The sequence below is a fragment of the Verrucomicrobiales bacterium genome, from assembly GCA_016793885.1.
Lineage (GTDB): Bacteria > Verrucomicrobiota > Verrucomicrobiia > Limisphaerales > UBA11320 > UBA11320.
Genome location: JAEUHE010000020.1, coordinates 50,080 through 66,956 on the forward strand (window position 1 = coordinate 50,080; position 16,877 = coordinate 66,956).

Annotated in this window: 7 protein-coding genes; 1 reads left to right on the plus strand and 6 read right to left on the minus strand. The window is 59.9% G+C overall.

Annotation, left to right across the window (positions count from 1 at the left end; translation table 11 throughout):
• The first annotated feature begins 253 nt into the window (after positions 1–253).
• Entirely contained in the window at positions 254–5,209 is a 4,956-nt protein-coding gene (locus tag JNN07_02695) for a PD40 domain-containing protein (GenBank protein MBL9166634.1), read from the plus strand.
• Positions 5,210–5,325: 116 nt separating this feature from the next.
• Here JNN07_02695 and JNN07_02700 read toward each other — a convergent pair whose 3' ends face one another.
• From JNN07_02700 to JNN07_02725, 6 genes are all read right to left on the minus strand, one after another.
• Entirely contained in the window at positions 5,326–7,650 is a 2,325-nt protein-coding gene (locus tag JNN07_02700) for a hypothetical protein (GenBank protein MBL9166635.1), read from the minus strand.
• Positions 7,651–7,929: 279 nt separating this feature from the next.
• On the minus strand, positions 7,930–8,424 hold the full coding sequence (locus JNN07_02705; GenBank protein MBL9166636.1) for an MgtC/SapB family protein: 495 nt from the start codon (positions 8,422–8,424) through the stop codon (positions 7,930–7,932).
• A 19-nt stretch (positions 8,425–8,443) separates the two neighbouring features.
• A complete protein-coding gene (locus tag JNN07_02710) occupies positions 8,444–8,845 on the minus strand; it encodes a DUF2934 domain-containing protein (GenBank protein MBL9166637.1) in 402 nt (133 codons plus the stop codon).
• 234 nt (positions 8,846–9,079) lie between these two features.
• Entirely contained in the window at positions 9,080–11,386 is a 2,307-nt protein-coding gene (locus tag JNN07_02715) for an SUMF1/EgtB/PvdO family nonheme iron enzyme (protein ID MBL9166638.1), read from the minus strand.
• A 17-nt stretch (positions 11,387–11,403) separates the two neighbouring features.
• Complete coding sequence (locus tag JNN07_02720; GenBank protein MBL9166639.1) at positions 11,404–11,619, minus strand: hypothetical protein; 216 nt, start codon at positions 11,617–11,619, stop codon at positions 11,404–11,406.
• 228 nt (positions 11,620–11,847) lie between these two features.
• On the minus strand, positions 11,848–16,659 hold the full coding sequence (locus tag JNN07_02725) for an aminotransferase class III-fold pyridoxal phosphate-dependent enzyme (protein ID MBL9166640.1): 4,812 nt from the start codon (positions 16,657–16,659) through the stop codon (positions 11,848–11,850).
• Positions 16,660–16,877: the final 218 nt, after the last annotated feature.

Sequence of the window (16,877 nt, forward strand, 5' to 3'; positions counted from 1 at the left end):
TTGCCGAATTTGTCCGATCCTCAGTTTTGGAGGCAAAGAAGCGGGTCCTCTGCCGCGTTAATACCCACGGTGGGGTCGGCCCCCCCAATTTCACCCACTTCTAGTGGCACCTTAATCGGCCCCTTGCGCGATTGACTGAGTGGCCGGACGCGATTATCGTGTCACAATGTCGTCATGCTTCCTTCGCAAGGAACCTAGATCTCCTTTCCGGATCCGGTGGGCGCGTTCCACAGGAACGGCTGGTTGTGCGTTTGTGTGGCTTCTTTGCGGCTGGCTTTCGGGCTTGGCTGATGCCCAGGTGGCTCAAGATTGGATCGGCGTTAGTTCGGCCTATCCGAGCGGCTCGGGTCAGTCGGGACTCGGGGTGACAAGCCTCGATCCACGAACCGGTAGCTTTGGCACCAATAGGCTCGTGTTCGTCACGGCAGGTATCTCTCGTGATGGTCGGCGGATCGCCTATCGTACTGGAACAGACCTGCGCGTGGCCAACCTGGACGGTAGCTCGGACAAGGTCATTGTCTCCGGTCTCAGCACTGCCAACGTGAATGCCATGGTTCGGTGGTCACCGGTTGGCGATCGGCTCGCCTTTCTGACGACAGGCATCGAGATCGTGTCCCCTCTGGGCGCGTCCCTCGGCAAGATCGAAGATGGCAGCATCGCCTCGTTCGATTGGTCCCCTGACGGGTCCAAAATTGTCTACTCGAACACGAAAGGGGTCCAGGTGAAGATCCCCAATGCCAGACGCGGGGAAATGCAATTCATCTTGGGAACGGAGGGCAGAATCAAGGTCCGGGACTTATCGACGGGAAGTACCCGCGTCATTCATGAAAGCATTCCCACCGTGGATTGGGTAGACAACTTCTTCGTGGTCTACACCTCCGCCGGTCCCTCTCCGGTCCAATTCCGATGGTCACCTGTCGGTGACGTTCTAGCGATTGGACACGCTGTCACTAAGACCGTGATCAGAGCCGTTGGAGGAGCGCCACGGCCGAAACCCGCTGGGATCGAGGATGATCAACGGAGCCTGTCTCTGTTGGATGTTCGCACGGGCGCCATTCAGCATCTCGTGACCTCGCATTGGTCGGCGTTCAACCCTGCGCTGCCGGCGTGGTCACCCGATGGTTCGGAAATCGTATACGTCGCCGGCGCGGCGGGTTTGCATGTCATCAGCAGTTCCACATCTGCGGGTGGATTGCCGGCCATCGGATCGCACACTCCCCTCGGGCGGTTGCTCGCCCGGCCGTCGTCCTATCCAGGACCGGACGTGCGGCCTCTAGACTGGATCGACCCGGTTCCCGTCCGCTTTCTGATTTCGACGCGCTCCAGCCATTTTGAGCCTGGCCAAACGTTCACCGCCACCGTGACCGCCGCTCTGACACGGCCCGAGCCTCACACCGTTCGCTTCGAGCACCCGTTGCTCCAGGTCGATGATCCGCAAATTCTCGAGCTAGGGGATCGCGAGGCTGTCGGCGCCATACAACTGACCTTGGACCAGCCCAGCGCATCCTTTTCCGTGGCCATGACCGCGCTCGAACGGGGAGTTGCCGAGCTTACCGCGATGGCGACCGCCGTGAACAGCGAGAGCAACCAGACGTCGCTTCGCGCCTCCAAGAAAGTCGTGGTGAACCCGTTGGAGGTGGAGATTGACATCACGCCTCCCAACCTGGTGCTGAACCTGACCCCGCAGAGCCGCAAGAGCGCGGAGTGCGTCCTCCTTGAGAACGGTGTCGTCAAGCAAGCCACGAACTGCATCGAGATCGTGGCGCGTATCCGGAACTCTTCAGCCTTTGAGGTGAAGAGCGTGGGAATCACTTTTGCGGAGAAGGTCCTGGCTCTCATCCAGAGCACCATCGCTACGAATCCCGCCGTTCCTCTCCTCCCCGTGCTGTTCACCCCTCCGTCGGGGCTGGAGCCGGGCGGCGAAGCGAAGCGAGTCGATTTGGCCCCGGGCGAGACGGCGGTCTATCGCTGGAATCTCGACGCTTTCGCGGCTCCCGCCTCCCTCAGCATCAAGGTGCGGGCGACCGGAGCTCTCAAGGGCACTGAAGTGGTCGGATTTCGCCAGAAAGACTTTAAATTAGTGGACAGGGTGCTGCTGGAATGGGGCATCCGGCCGACGGACGGCAGAACGGCATATCTCTCTGGGCAATCGGTACGGGTTGACGGCTTCCTGAAAAATGTGTCCAAGGCCAGCGGGGAGGCGAAGGATTTGGTGGCGATGGTCTACCAGCTACCTGAGGGGAACCTGGGAGGAGGATTCATGGCTCCGTCGACACAAGCCGGCCTCACGGCCGACCGCTATTTCATTTTTGAGATTCCCGCTGAAGGCCCTTTGAGTCGGATCCCCATCAGCTCGGTAATGCGCTCCTTTCACACCTACTCGCCAGCTCGGGGAAAGGTTCGGTATGGGGTTCGCTTATGGGTGCGGGAGGCCAGTGGGTCGCTGACTCCCGCCACCGACCAGGCGCTTCTCGACGAAGAATGGCGCGATGAATTCGACGTGCAATTTGCGGCTGCTCCCCCTCCTCCCGACGGCTTTCGGGAGGAGTGTTTGGACGCAGGAGTACCCTCGATGATCTGCGGCCTGAGCCATGGGATCTATTTTGAAGGGACCGAATCTGTTCTCGGCTTACTGCAATTCGCGGGTAGTGCCGGCAGCGAGTTGAAAAACCTTGGGGGGATGATTCTAGGGCAGCATGCGTTTCTGGCCAGCCGGCTTTGGAGGACGGTCCAGGGCGATCCCGCGGCCTTGGACGCGCTGCTTCAGGAGGCGTATGTGGAGTATCTCACGTTCGTTAATTTGGGGGTGATGGCGGGGGAGGCGGGCGGCAAGATTCCCATGGCATTCCAGGCCTTCTCGGTCGCCACTGTTGGGGCGGTCGATCGCTTTTTCAGGGCGGTGGACGAGGGCGATCTTGAGGAGGTGCAATTCCAGGTGGGCAAATTCTTCGGGGCTAACCCGGATCTTCTGTTCGAGCCCTTGGTCGTCGCTCGGAATTTCCAAACCCTCACCCGCAGCCTTAAGAATCTGGCCGAAGGCGCCACCGACAATGTCATTGCGAAGGCTCAACGGCAGGAGGCGGAACGTCAGGCTGCCAGCCTGGACGCCAGAATAGCGGCCGCCGAAGCCGATCCCAACGTAACGGATATCGCCACGGCGCTTCGTGCGGGTGACTCGCTCACCGACAACCTTCTCGCAAAGATCTACGGAATCTCCTCCGAGCAGCGCCGCCGCCTCCAGCAGTTCGCTAAAAAATATGATGCGATTGTTACCTTCCGGACCCGGCATCCGAGATCCCTTCAGCTGCTGCGCGAAAAGCTCGCGTGGCCTAAGCCGCAGGCGCTGAAGTGGAAGTGTGTAAACGATATCGATGTCGACTTCCTCGGCTATCGGAGGGAGTCGCTGGCCCGGATCGAACTGGTCGAACCTCCGGCAACCCTTGTGGGTAAGACCGGGGATGCGTTGGACGACTCCTTGGATCGCTACATGGCGCAGCTTAAGCAGAGCAAACCTGCGCTCAATGGAAACCCCGTGCTCGAATCGGAGGTCCGGCAACGTTTGAAGCAGCGCGTGGAGGAGTGGGACAAGTTAAGCCCCACCCTGGATCTGAAGGGCGAGGTGTCCACCACCAAAATCGACATTGATTTCGATGCTGGCGCCCAGGGCGTTTCTGGACGCAAGGCGGGAGTCACCGACGAACGAACCGTTACCCAAACCCCGGTAGGTGCGGTGACTGACCCTGTGAGCGGAGCTCCGCGTCGCACGTGGGAGCTCAAAATGTCGGGACCGAGCGGAACGGCGGATCGCTTCGTGACGGGAGATGTAGACTTTCTCGCCATTTTTGACCGGCATAGCGGGATGATTCGCGACGAGAATACGCGGATCAAAATGTACCACGAACTTGCCGTCATCATGGATATGCAACACGGTGAAAGTTTCACGTTCTTCCTACAGGATACTCGCGTCGAGTATCTCCGTTGTTGCGTCGAGGGGGCAGGGGAGGCGATGGCAACGATCGGTCCGTGGGGAAGATCCACTCCGACAGCCGGCTATTTTGTCGATAACCTTTCTGTTTTCGAGGATGGACCCAATACGAAGTTCCTGGGTCCCCGAAAATATCTGCTGAACTCCGAGGGAACTCCCAAGCTGAAGGATGGCAAGCCGATCGAGCTTCGACGCGCGGATCCCACTGGCGAGTTTATGCTCATCAACGGGATGGCATCTGCGGCCAGTGTGAAATACGGTCTCATTGCGCACTTTCTCCCGCTGACGTTTCAGCAGTCGATAGCGGGATTTTTGCAGCGTCTCCCCTTCTATTTTCCGAGTTACCTGGCACGACTCCTTTCTCCCCCCGATGATCCGGCGTCCTTGCCATCTACCGCACCGATCCCGTTCCTTGCCGATGGTTTCCTGCCCCCGCCTGCTCAGGTATTCTTTGACGTCGGGGGGCCGGTTCTCCAAGGCGGCGGCCTGGCGCCCGGGGAGCAGGGTATCGCGGGGCTTCAAGTCTGGACACGCGAGCGGCGATGGAGTCCAGTCACCCCCGCACAGGCTTTGGCTCTCGGACAGCCCGGCGTCGCTGACATAGCGCCCATGACTTCCGTGGCCGGGAATGCGGATGCTGGGGTCCGCACTTTCGAGATCACCACACAGGATGAGCTGGAGACCAGTGGCAGATTTCTTCAACCCGGCGACCAGGTCGTCCTGAGTCCCGGTGGTCTCAACGAAGAGTTTGCGGTAATCACATCGCTCGCTCCCTTCACCCTCGCCAGTCCGCTGGTTTTCGATCACGCCCGAGGCGATATCATCGCCTTCCTTCAAGCTGGAGCCAGCGATTCGGATGGAGATGGCCTTACGGATGCCGAGGAAGCGGCTGGCCGTACCGGGCCAAACGACCCTGACACGGACCGCGATGGCCTTTCCGACGGCGGCGAGGTGCTGTTGGGGACGGACCCGTTAGATATCAATTCCGTGTTGCGGATTTTCTCCATCCGGCATGATCCGGAGACGGCCGCCGTCTCCATCTTCTGGTCTGCGGTTCCGGGCCGAACCTATACCCTGGAGGTTCGACTAGGGGCGGCTTCAGAACCTTGGACCCCGGCCGCGGTAGCGATAGCTCGCGAAGCCGTGTTGGCGGTCACCTTGCCGGCCGACGATGAAAACCCATTGTTAACTGAACGTTTCTATCGCGTTCGGCTCGGGGATTAACAAGCACCTTAGCCCAGACTGGTTACATAGGATGTCAGACCGCTGCTTCACGACGCCCCCCGAGGGTTGTCGTGCTCATCACGGCTGGGCCTGCTTTTGTGAACTCCCTCAGCGGCCTACTCCGCGTAGCCCAGCGCGTTGCGGTCGGGGGCGTGTGTGGCCGTCGAGGTGTTCCAGCGGAAGATGCCGGCGTCCGATGCCGCGGTCCCCGAGCCGGACTGTATGGTGAAGCTTGTCAGGTCGAACCTGGTCTGGCCGGCGGGGAAGGTGCGGGTTCCGGGGTCGGTCTGATAGGAGGTTTGGACATTGTCGAACGTCGTTGTGACGGTCATGGCGTTCTTGGCTTTGGCGATCATGCTGACGCCGCCAGTGCCGTCGCTGAAGAAGCTTAGCGAACCATAAAAGGCGGAATCGACTTGATTGAATCCAACATAGGTAATGGTTAGGTCCACCGGCCGAGGAAGGCTCCAAGTTACCGTTCCATTTCCATCGGGATAGGGATAGACACCCGAGGCATGGCTCACGCGGCAGGTCGAGTCAGACGCCGCGGTGGCCCCCGAACCCCGGAAGGTGGGTTCTTCGTAAGGGCGGAGGCGCGATGAGTGAACATCGGCGCGAAAATGCAGACGGAACTCGGTGGTGGCGGAGGGCTGCGGCCTCCCGATGGAGAAGTATTTCTCCCCAGTCGCCTCGAGCCACCATTCGGTGAGGGGAACCGTGTTGCTGTCGTGTCCCCGCTGCACCACCGTCACGTCCCCGGCTGAGGGCTGTCGTCGGGCCGGCAAAGGACATACGACCTCGGTGGGATTCAGTGCCATCCCGCTATTTTCAATCCGTCGCGCGGTCGCCGGTATCTCCACGCTGGCCGTTCCGTTCCCCAACCGCACGGTCGTGGGCGCATCAGGATCAAACAAGCCAACGATCCGAAGCTCCTCCTTGCTCTCGTCGACATGCATCGAGAAGATACTGGGGGCCAACAATCCAAAGTTGCTCCCCCGGTCCGCCGACTCATACCAACTCAGCTTCGCACCGTCCTTCGGATCGGTGTCGAAACCCGACCTTTGGAGATAGTCCACGGCAGCCAGACGATCGAAGGCACGTTGAGGGGGGCTCACGTCCAGTATCTGGCTGCCGCCGAGCAGCGTGTCGAAGACCACTTGAGTCGTCTGCAAGGCACCGCCGTCGTCGACCTCCTTGGACCAACCTGCATACATGTCGGTCCCTTTGGCGATGCAAGCTTCCACGAACGAAGATGCGCCCGCGCTGCCGCCATGACAGGTGTCGATGTAGACCAGGCTGTTCCTGCCGAAGCTCCAGTGTTGGCTGACGAAGCGCGGGAGGATGCAGTAAAAGAGCGGAAAGGTGGTTGGCTCGCCGGATTCGCGTCGCAGTCCTTTCAAGGCGGCTGGCCCCAGGGCTGCATAGCAAACCTCCCCTTTGTCGAAATCCGCCTTGAACAGGCTCTCGTTGGCCGGGGTCACCAGGGTTGAGGTCGCCACCGCGAATATGCTTTGGTCCATAATGATCCGGTCCCCGGTAGTCCCGTTGGTCGTGATGGAACGGAGCATGGCGAGACCTCCGTGGGAATCGATGTACAGGATGCCGATATCCCCGCCCAGGTTCGCCACGTTCTTCAACTGAGGCAGGGTAGCCTCGCCCCCCATCACCTCATACTGGCGATTTCTGAAAGCAGGCACCAATGAGTTCAACACCGGGGCTTCGATGCTCGGTAGCGTTGCTTTGAACAACACTGCTCGTGAGGAGAAGGGCAGGGCGGTCGGCCGGACAGGTTGAACATCCATGAGCTGCGGTGGAGGGGGCACCGTGAGGCTCCCTGTGGAAACGCCCGTGCGCAAGAGGGGGCGAGAAGGAATGGGAGGTAACGACTCGAGCCCCTGAACTGCCTGCGGCTTCCTCACGATGGGGTTTGAGTCAGCGGGCTGGCGATTGTTGATGATGAGCAAAAGCCGCCCGTCCGTAAATCGAGCCCACACTGACGAGTCGCTGGATATTCCTGAGTCATTGAACTCCCCGAGCCCGGAGAGGAAGGACAGGAGGTCGCGGCCGTCGGCGTGAGCGTCATCTCCGGGGAGGTCCGCGATGCGCTGATTTACCGCCTCCATAACGCGCATCCGGGTCGTGTCGTCCACCGGTTTGTCGGGTGCGAGGGTAGGACTCGTCACGACCCGATAGAAGCGGGTCGTTCCATCCACGGCTAAAACGGCGTTGGAATGGGTGGTGATGACCGCCGGTCGCCAGCGAGGGTCGCTCAGGCTTGAACTCGCCTGCACCTCGAAGGATGAGGAGTTACCCGTCCAGGCCAGATGCAGAGCGCCAGCCGAGACGTGGGAGCTAGTGATCCGTGGAAGATTCTGGCCTGAGCAGGGACGGACATTCGTGAGTAGCATGACCATCGACCAGAACGTTATGGTCGATCTCATTAGAGTGGTTGGTGCTGGGATCCGAAAGGAGACGTAAACTCTCATACGACATCGAGCTGGGGTTGGATACAGAAACAAACTGGAGGGGGATTACTGAATCGGTGTTTTGCTCCTGTACGCAAATTCTTGGGTTCTCACTGACGTGACTTTTCCTAGTGCACCCGATTATGCACCATTTCGGGAACTCAGCAAGCCTCCTCCTTAAGGAACAGGGGCGCGGATGACTCTCAACCCTGCTGGCGCTGAGATGGCCCGGCGGCCGTCATTCTCCATCCTTAGCTAGGACGCTGAGGTGTCCAATGCGACGTCGCGATTCCGCTTGGTCCAGAACTCAATGCGACCCACTACTGCCAGGATTATCCACGTGATGGCCACGCTGACTGCCGCGGAACCCCAGTATCCCAATCCCACGGTTACACCCACGGCGGCCGTCATCCAGATCCCGGCAGAGGTGGTGAGGCCGGTGATTTGTCGCTCCTCCGCCAGTTTGAGAATCGCTCCCGCCCCGATGAACCCGATTCCAGTGGCGAGGCCCTGTATTACCCTCGATAGCCCTTCGAGAGACATGTTGGCTTCCGAGCAGGAAACGACGAATAGAGCCGCTCCCCCCGACACTAACATATGGGTCCTCAAGCCGGCCGCCTTGCCGACCGCCTCTCGTTGGTAACCGATTATGGCGCCCAGCAATGCAGCGATCGTCAAACGGATGAAGACTCGGACGCAACGATCCGCGTCGGGCCAGCCCGCCTTTAGCTCAGTTATAAGCAGTTCCACCGTGCGTGCTCCCCTGGACCTATTCGCTCGGCTTGCTGCGTTCTGACGAGCGCTGCGATTGGCGCGACGCTGGGCGCATCGGGGTCTGCTGCTGCCTTATTTCTTCGCGGCTCGCCGAGCCTCTTTGGTCGCGCGCGAAGGGGGAGTCTTGTTCCCGTTTCGTCCGAGCTTCTACCTGCGTGTTTCCCCGCTCATGGATGGATTCGGGTCCGGATGGGGGTGGAGCCGTGAACGGTTCCCGTCCGTCGTTCGCCTGCCTCAAACGAAGTTCAGCTTCAAGCCAGTCCTCCACCGCATGGTCTTCCCGGCAACCTCCCTGCACGTAGAGTGCATAAGCGAGTGTGGCGATCTGGGCTCGATCGGGTTGAGAGGGTTGAGCCTCGACTGACCCGACACGATTCGATGAGATTTGTGAATCCATAGGTGCTGTGAATGCACAACTCGTGCCGCAACGAGAGCGCCGTCATTTTCGAAGATCTCCGCGAATCAATCGGGGGCCGGCATTGCATATCGCAATCTCATCCTGCAAGTAACCGTGCAAATGGTCGTCGAGACGCACACGGGCATCACGAATCAATTTTCATGAGGCGGTCAGTTCTGGACCGGAATTTGGGCTCCCGGTCGCCATGGACTCTGGACAACATCGACTCGTGCCTCACCGAACTCGATCAAGCACCACACGGAATCCCACACTCGAGTAGCTGTCTTCCGCCGGGGTTGGGTAGCGGTTGGCAGCGCGGCACCCGTTTCCGCCGCTGTTCCAACCGCCTCCGCGGAACACACGCTGTGTCCCTTCCGACGGCGCCTTTGGATCGGACACCTTGCCGGTAGGATAGGGTCCATAGTAGCCCGCGCACCATTCCCACACATTACCGTGCAGGTCATACAACCCGAACGCGTTGGCAGCATAGCTTCCTACTTCCCGAGTCCTGCCCAAGAACACATTGGTCTGCTTCCCTTCGACCCCGCTTGAGGATTCATATTCGTAGAAAGTGTTAAAGTTCGCGAGTCCTTGACGAATGGCAGTTCCAAACCCAAACGCGTTTGTCGCGCCAGCCTTGCACGCGTATTCCCATTCCCATTCGGTAGGAAGTCTATACTCGTAGTCTTCCGGAATCAGGTCGGCGAGTCGGGCGAGTTGCGTCAGCTTCGCACAATAGTTCGTCGCCTCGTTCCAACTTACCTGCTCAACGGGATGCTGCAGTTCATTGGTTACCGCCCCTCCGGTTGCGGGCAAGCCGCCGACCGCAGCCACCGACCAGTCTGGCTCTACTCCGTTTCGGAAACGGCTGGGGTTGTATCCCAGGACGGAAGAGTATTCCTGTTGTGTGACCTCATACTTTCCCATCCAGAACCCCCGAGTCAGGGTCGCCTGATGCTCGATCTCGTCGCTTCTCCTGTCTTGCTCACCGTTTGGACTGCCCATGACAAAAGTGCCTGAGGGAATGTAGGCGAAGCCTTCACGGCTAGGATGCAGGTCGAGCGCCACGCGCCAGATTCCTTTGGGGAAATGGCTCGAACTGAATAGCCTCTTCATTCTTCCGCCTGCACCGATGATCGTGGAACCGACTCGTTGCCACCCCCCGTCGGCGTTGGCTGCCTGAATGATGTAGAGGACATCCGGCTCGCTCTCGAATTCGACCTCCACCGCCGGACGGATTTGGGCCGGCACCCCCGGGATGCTCGACGTCACCAGCGGATTCGACATCCGGTCGACCTCGATTTTGTCGCTGAAGCCATCTCCGTCGGTGTCCAGTTGATTGGGGTCCGTGTGATGCAGCTCTACCTCATTCGGATCGCTCAAACCATCCTCGTCGGTGTCTGGCTTCCTAGGATCCGTTCTCCAGAGACGGAGTTCGGCTTCGTCCGACAGCCCATCACTGTCGGTATCGCGGTGCGTGGGGTCGGTCTTCCAGAACTTTAGCTCGTCGCCATCCTTGAGTTGATCCCCGTCCGTGTCGGGATTGTTCGGATCGAGCACCAAGGAGCCCAGTTCCAACAGGTAACCTCGGAGGATCGAATGCCCCGACAAATCATTCCAACGACCCTCAGTACAGCACAGGGTGAGGTGATCCTCCTCCCCTGAGTTGTTGGGCTCGCCCTCGGCCCAGCGGCCGATGGCGAAAGGTTCACCGGTGATCCATTGCCATCGGCCCTCCCGGACGGAGTCCGTGCCCCCCAGCCACAGATTGTAAATGGACTCTTTGGTGCCGACCGTGCTGAGGATCAGATTCCATTCCGCCAACGAGTTGATCGTGGCGAGATGTCCATGCCTGGCTTCCGCATCCTCCTTTGCTTGAAACCAGCTCATTCCGTCCGACGTCTCGATGACTTGGTAAAGGCTGAACCAGGTTTCCTCCGCATCCGACAACCCGTCGTCGTCGGTGTCGGGGTCGTCCGGGTCTGTCCAGCTGCGTCGTTCCAAAATGTAGCCATCCCGGGCGAGCGTCCCCCCTGACACGGTGGCGTCATTCCAGTAAAACCGGTAACCATCCGGGAACTCGGTTTCGTTCCCCCAGATCATCAGGTGGTTTTCCGCCTCCCCTTGACCATTGCCCAGCGAGGCATTCCCCGGCTCATTCGTCCTCCAGTTGGTAAAGCTCCATCTTTCCCCTGTGATCCACCTCCACTGGCCTTCAGTCCCTTCGTCGGTTCCCCCGAGCCACAGGTTCTTTCCGAAGAGACGGGCGCCCAGGATTTGTTTCAGATCGCCCCACTCGCGATCGTTGATGACCGTTGCCAAATGCCCACCTCGCCGTTCCGCGTCGATCTGGGCTTCGATCCAACTGAAGCTGCCTGACACCACTTCATAGCGGTCGACACCGCGTTCCGAGCTGTCGGTCAGGCCATCACGATCCCGGTCTTGGGCTCTGGCAGCCTGACCAGCGGTCCATAGCGTGGCGAAAAAAAGCCAGAATCTGCTCCAGGAGCACTGAATGGCGATGATGCGAGTCAGGTTCATGGTGATTAACTCCTGCCTCAATTCCTGGACTCCAGAGTCCCTTCCCTGGAGGGCGGGCTGAGGGTTAAGTAAGGTGCGACCGCCTCGGCAAGCGTGGTCGCTCCATCGGTCGCCTCCCCCTGCACCCAGATGTCGGCCGTGTCCTGGAGGAGTGTCCGCACCCCGACGCGGACCACACGCTGATCATCCACGAGGAGCACACCAATAAACGGGGTCACGGAGTTGGATGTCATGGTAGAGAATAGCGGGTTGCCGGTGCGCGTTCCATCGTCCAACGTAACCGCCAGTCCTCCGGACGTTGGAGGCTCCAATGGATACCTGCTGCCAGGCCAACCGAGACGAGGGCCAGGCCTAGCGCGAGCACCGATGGCAGCCACCACCTTCAGTTTTACCCCGGCTATGCGGTGCTGGCTGGCATACATTGCAACAACGCTGAGCCCAGCGCCGGGAAGTTCCACCCATTAGCCTCGCTCGAACTTATCAGAAGCCCCTTCGAGAAAGCCCGCTTCCAATAACTCGTAAGCACTATCCTTGAATGCCTGGATAATCTGATCCACATCCTGATCGGTGTGAGCCGCGGTCATATAGGTGGGAAAATTTTCCAGAATGAACACCCCTCGGTGCCGCAACTGATAGAAGAGAAGATTGCCCAACTCAAGGTCCTCCGGTACCCGGACGAACATCTGGGAGCAGCAATGGGGCATCCGAATGGGAATATCATGCTGCACGAAGAAGCTATCCACCGAGCTCGCCAGCCGCGTCGTCCGGCCATTGATCGTGTCCCAGAACTCCGGGGGCTGCTGAAGCAGATATTTCAGCATAGCATGGGTGGCTGCAATGGCGAGTGGATGTCTCACGAAGGTGCCCGCGAAGAAGGTGGCTCCCTTCTCGGGGAACGAATCGTCTCCATACTGCCAGAACCCACCGTCGAAAACATCCATATACTCAGCTTTGCCCGCCACGATCCCGATCGGCATGCCCCCGCCAACCACTTTTCCGTAAGTCGCGATGTCGGCCTCGACTCCATAAAGTCCCTGCGCACCATCGGGGCGATGTCGGACTCCCGTGATAACCTCATCAAAGATGAGGGCAATTCCCTTTTGCTGCGTCAGGCGTCGGAGATCTCGGTTGAATTGGAAAGGCTGAAGTTCTGGCCTCCGGCTTTGGACCGGCTCGACCATGACAGCCGCGATCTCGTCCGCGCGCGCGCTAATGATGGAGAGGGCTGCAGGCGACCCGTATTCCAGCACGATCATATCCTGCACGGCCCGTTTAGGAATACCGGCCGCAACCGGCATGGTGAGGGGATGCGCAGCACTGCCGGCCGCCCGCGCCAGAACTTCGTCGAAGTTGCCATGGTAGTCCTTGGCGAAGATCACGATCTTGTCCTTTCCGGTGACAGCACGCGCCAGGCGCATCGCGGCGTAGACTGCTTCTGATCCCGTATTGACGAAGCTGGCGCGCTCGTTACCGGTGAGTTCGCAGAACATTTTAGCGGTCTCTCCCGCGAGGGGAGATTGTGGTCCCACCTCGATGCCGCGGTCGATCTGAGCCTTGAGTGCATCGTTGATGAGCTGGGAGGAATGCCCGAGAAAATTCGGTCCGAATCCGTTCAGTAAGTCGATATACCGGTTACCATCGATGTCCCAAAGATAAGCGCCCGCGGATCGTGAAACCACGATCTGGTAGACCATTTCCTTCCAGAGACGTTTAAAGGATGAGGCGGTCCTCGGGTCCGCGTACCACCGACGGTATTGTTGGGTAAGAGCTTTCGACTTGGCCGTTCTCCGCGTGTAGCGGTCGATAAACTGAGAGAGATAGACCTGTTGTGCCCGGTTCAGCCTGGATTTCCCGGTGTCCCCCTCCGTCTGGGAGAGACCTAAGGCCATGGCCGCCGATGAGTCATCAAGGGATGGGCTAACAGGAGGCGGAGCAGCCTCGGGTATCGTCGCGGCTTGGGGGCGGAACGCTTCAGGGGGAAGTCGCTGGTCCAAATAGGCGGCGAGCTCCTGGACGCTCGATGACGATTCGAGGAGCTGGCGGAACGTGATTTTGATTCCGAACTTGGTTCGCAAGGCATGGCCTGCCTGTGTCAGGAAGAGTGAATCCAGCCCGAGCTCCAGAAAGGAGACCGTGTCGTCGGTCACGGTCGTTCCAGACACTTCGAAGATGAGCTCTCGGATGAGCCTAGCGAGGTGTTCGGCGCGAGCGGCTGGTGGGTTGGCGGGCGTGGTGGAGATTTGCATGGCTGGCGGTGGCGAATGCCTAGGAGATTCGAGTGAGGGCGGCGAGGGGGACTCGTCAGCGGATCGGGGGCTTGACGCGCGCTCTTTGGTTAACACGGGCGTGGGTTCAATCCAATAGCGTTGGCGTTCGAATGGATAGGTGGGGAGAGAGACCCGGTGGCGCAGCTTTCCTCCCTGTAAAGCCTCCCAGTTGGGCGCACAGCCGGCAGTCCAGAGAGCTCCGAGGGCTTGCATCCTGTGAAATGACTCCTGGGCCTCACCCGAACCTTGGACCATCGCGGAGACCCCCAGAAGGTTCGGCGGCTTGGCCGGATGCTGCCTCGCGAATGTGGTGAGGGCTTCCCCGGGACCCACTTCCACGAAAACCCGATATTTGGTCTTGAATGCGAGCCCTATGGCCTCTTGGAACTGAACCGGCTGGCGCAGTTGGCGGGCCCAATAGGCGGGGTCATCCAAGTCGGCCGCAGTCATCCAGCCGCCCGTGCAAGTCGAGATCCAGGGGAGGGCGGGAGACCTGTGCTTCACGGATCTCACCAGTTCAGTGAACGGCTTGACGATGGGGTCCATCATCGACGAATGAAAGGCATGCGAGGCGTCCAGATGCTTGCACGCAACGCGCCTTGTCTGGAGCAATTCAGCAAACGCCTGCAGCACCAACGCGGGACCTGATACGGTGCACAACGACGGGCTGTTGTAAGCAGCGATGCAGCTTTCAGGGGGAAGCAGCGGCGCGATAGCTTCTGCACCGCGCCGAACTGCCAGCATGGCGCCTTCCGGAAGGGACTGCATGAGCCGGGCCCTTTCCACCACCAGGTTCAACGCGTCGGCCAGCGTGAACGAATCGACCAGAACCGCAGCGACAAATTCGCCCACGCTGTGTCCGATGACGGCAGCGGGCCGAATGCCCCACGAGATCCAAAGCTGTGCCAGCGCATACTCAATGATGAAGACGGCGGGCTGGGTGAGACGCGTCGCGGAGAGCGAGTTCGTTGATCCTTCCTGTAATACCTCGTCTTTGGCGAGCAGGATGACCCGAAGTTCAGCCCATAAAGCTCCTGGAAGGAGCGCTGCGCACCGGTCCACGGCTTGACGGAAGATAGGCTCGTTCTCATAGAGATCCGCCCCCATGCCCACATATTGGCCGCCTTGGCCAGGGAATAGAAAGACGACCTCCGGAGGGCGCTCTTCCGCGACCGGTGAAGAGCCGTCGAGGCGCAGGGGCGCGTTCAGCTTCTCAACGGCCTCCTCTAGCGAGAACGCTGTAATGTGTCGTCGTTGGCGAAATGCGCGTCGCCCTGTTTGCAGCGTATAGGCGATATCGTCGAGACGAAGGTGGCCGGCAGAGTTGGAATCGAGGCGCTGCTGCAGGAAGGCGGCTAACCGGGCGGAGGCGGCGAGTAAGGCTGACTGCGACCTAGCCGAAATCGTCAGGAGCTGGGGTGACCGCCCGGCCGGTGCTGGAATTTCGACCGGAGCCTGCTCGAGGATCACGTGCGCATTGGTTCCACCTACACCGAAGGAGCTGACGCCGGCGCGTCGTGGCACCATTCCCGGCGGCCACGGCATGAGTTCTGTTGGAACGTAAAACGGGCTCTTCTCCAACTCGCAGAGCGGATTCGGACGGGTGAAATGCAAAGTGGGAGGGATGAGGCCATGCTTCACTGCCAGGGCGGCCTTGATGAGGCCGGTGACGCCCGCGGCCGATTCCAGATGGCCGATGTTCGTTTTCACCGCACCAAGAGCGCAGAACTGAGAACGCTGTGTCGAGTGTCGGAAGGCTTGGGACAGGGCTTGGACTTCGATAGGGTCGCCGAGAGGTGTTCCAGTCCCGTGGGCCTCGACGTATCCGATGCCGTCCGGGGAAACTCCGGCCTGCGCCAATGCGGTTCGTATCACCTCTGTCTGGCCTGCGATGCTGGGAGCACTGAAGCTCGCCTTGTCGCGTCCGTCATTGTTGATGCCCACCCCTTTGATAACGGCCACGATTGGGTCACGATCACGCAAGGCATCCGGCAGACGTTTCAGAAGCACGGCCCCGACTCCCGCTCCGAACACGGTTCCGGTTGCGCGGGCGTCGAACGCACGGCAACGGCCTTCGGAGGAGGCGATCGCCCCCTCCTCGTAGATGTACCCCCTCTGCTGAGGGAACGAGATGGAGACCCCGCCAGCCAGAGCAACGTCGCATTGCTGAGATTGGAGCGCGCCGCAGGCCTGCACGACGGCCACCAGGGAGGTCGAACACGCGGTTTGGATGGTAATGGCCGGGCCGCGGAGATCGAATTTATAGGCCACGCGAGTGGCCAGGTAATCCTTGTCGTTTCCGACGAGCACGGGATAGCGATCGACTTGGAAGGATCGGGTGAATTCGGAAATGCTCTGCTGGTTCTGCAGAACATGCGCCAGAAAATAGGTATTTAAACTGGAACCGGCATACACGCCCACGCGTCCTTGGATCGAGTCGGGTACATAACCTGCCGATTCAAACGTTTCCCAAGCACATTCCAGAAAAAGCCGATGCTGAGGGTCGGTGAGCTCCGCGTCGCGCGGGGTGAAGCCGAAAAAGGCCGCGTCGAACAGTTCTGGATTTTCCAGAGTACCGCGAGCGCGTACGAACGCTGGGTTCTCTAAGTCCTCGGGGTTGGCACCTGCTTTGAGCAGTTCCTCGTCGCTGAAATGCGTGATGCACTCCGTGGCTTGACAAATCTTGATCCAGAACTCGGAAACCCCTTCCGCGCCAGGGAACCTTCCTGACATGCCAATGATGGCAATGTCAGGTCGCGCGGAGCCGAGATCCCGAGCGGGCGACGAAGGCAGGGGCATGCTGCTGCACACCGCGTCCGGTGTGCTCGAAAGCCCGGCAGCCAACGAGGCTTGAGAGCTCACGCTCGTATGCTGCAGGAGCGAGAGGATCGGAATCTGAACACCCAACGAGCTCTGAAGTCCCTTTTGCAGTTTAGCCAGGAGCAGCGAGTGGCCGCCGACCTCGAAGAAGTTGTCTTCCAAGGTAAATCGGGAATGGCCAAGCACGCGTTCCCAAGTTGCCCTGACGAGTGCTTCTCCAGCCGCTGGTGGCGGGAAAGGTGGAGGATTCTGGTTTCCATGCAGACGGGTGTCCGCAGGGGAAAGACTAGCTAAGGCTCGCCGGTCAACTTTCCCGCTGGGGGTTAGCGGAAAAGAACCCAGGGTGAACAGTTGTGACGGCAGCATGTAATCCGCCAGGCGTGAGCGCGCGAATTCTCGGACCT

Coding starts and splice junctions, on each gene's coding strand:
- JNN07_02700 (MBL9166635.1), bottom strand. CDS start 7,650: ATGAGATCGACCATAACGTTCTGGTCGATGGTCATGCTACTCACGAAT.
- JNN07_02720 (MBL9166639.1), bottom strand. CDS start 11,619: ATGACATCCAACTCCGTGACCCCGTTTATTGGTGTGCTCCTCGTGGAT.
- JNN07_02710 (MBL9166637.1), bottom strand. CDS start 8,845: ATGGATTCACAAATCTCATCGAATCGTGTCGGGTCAGTCGAGGCTCAA.
- JNN07_02715 (MBL9166638.1), bottom strand. CDS start 11,386: ATGAACCTGACTCGCATCATCGCCATTCAGTGCTCCTGGAGCAGATTC.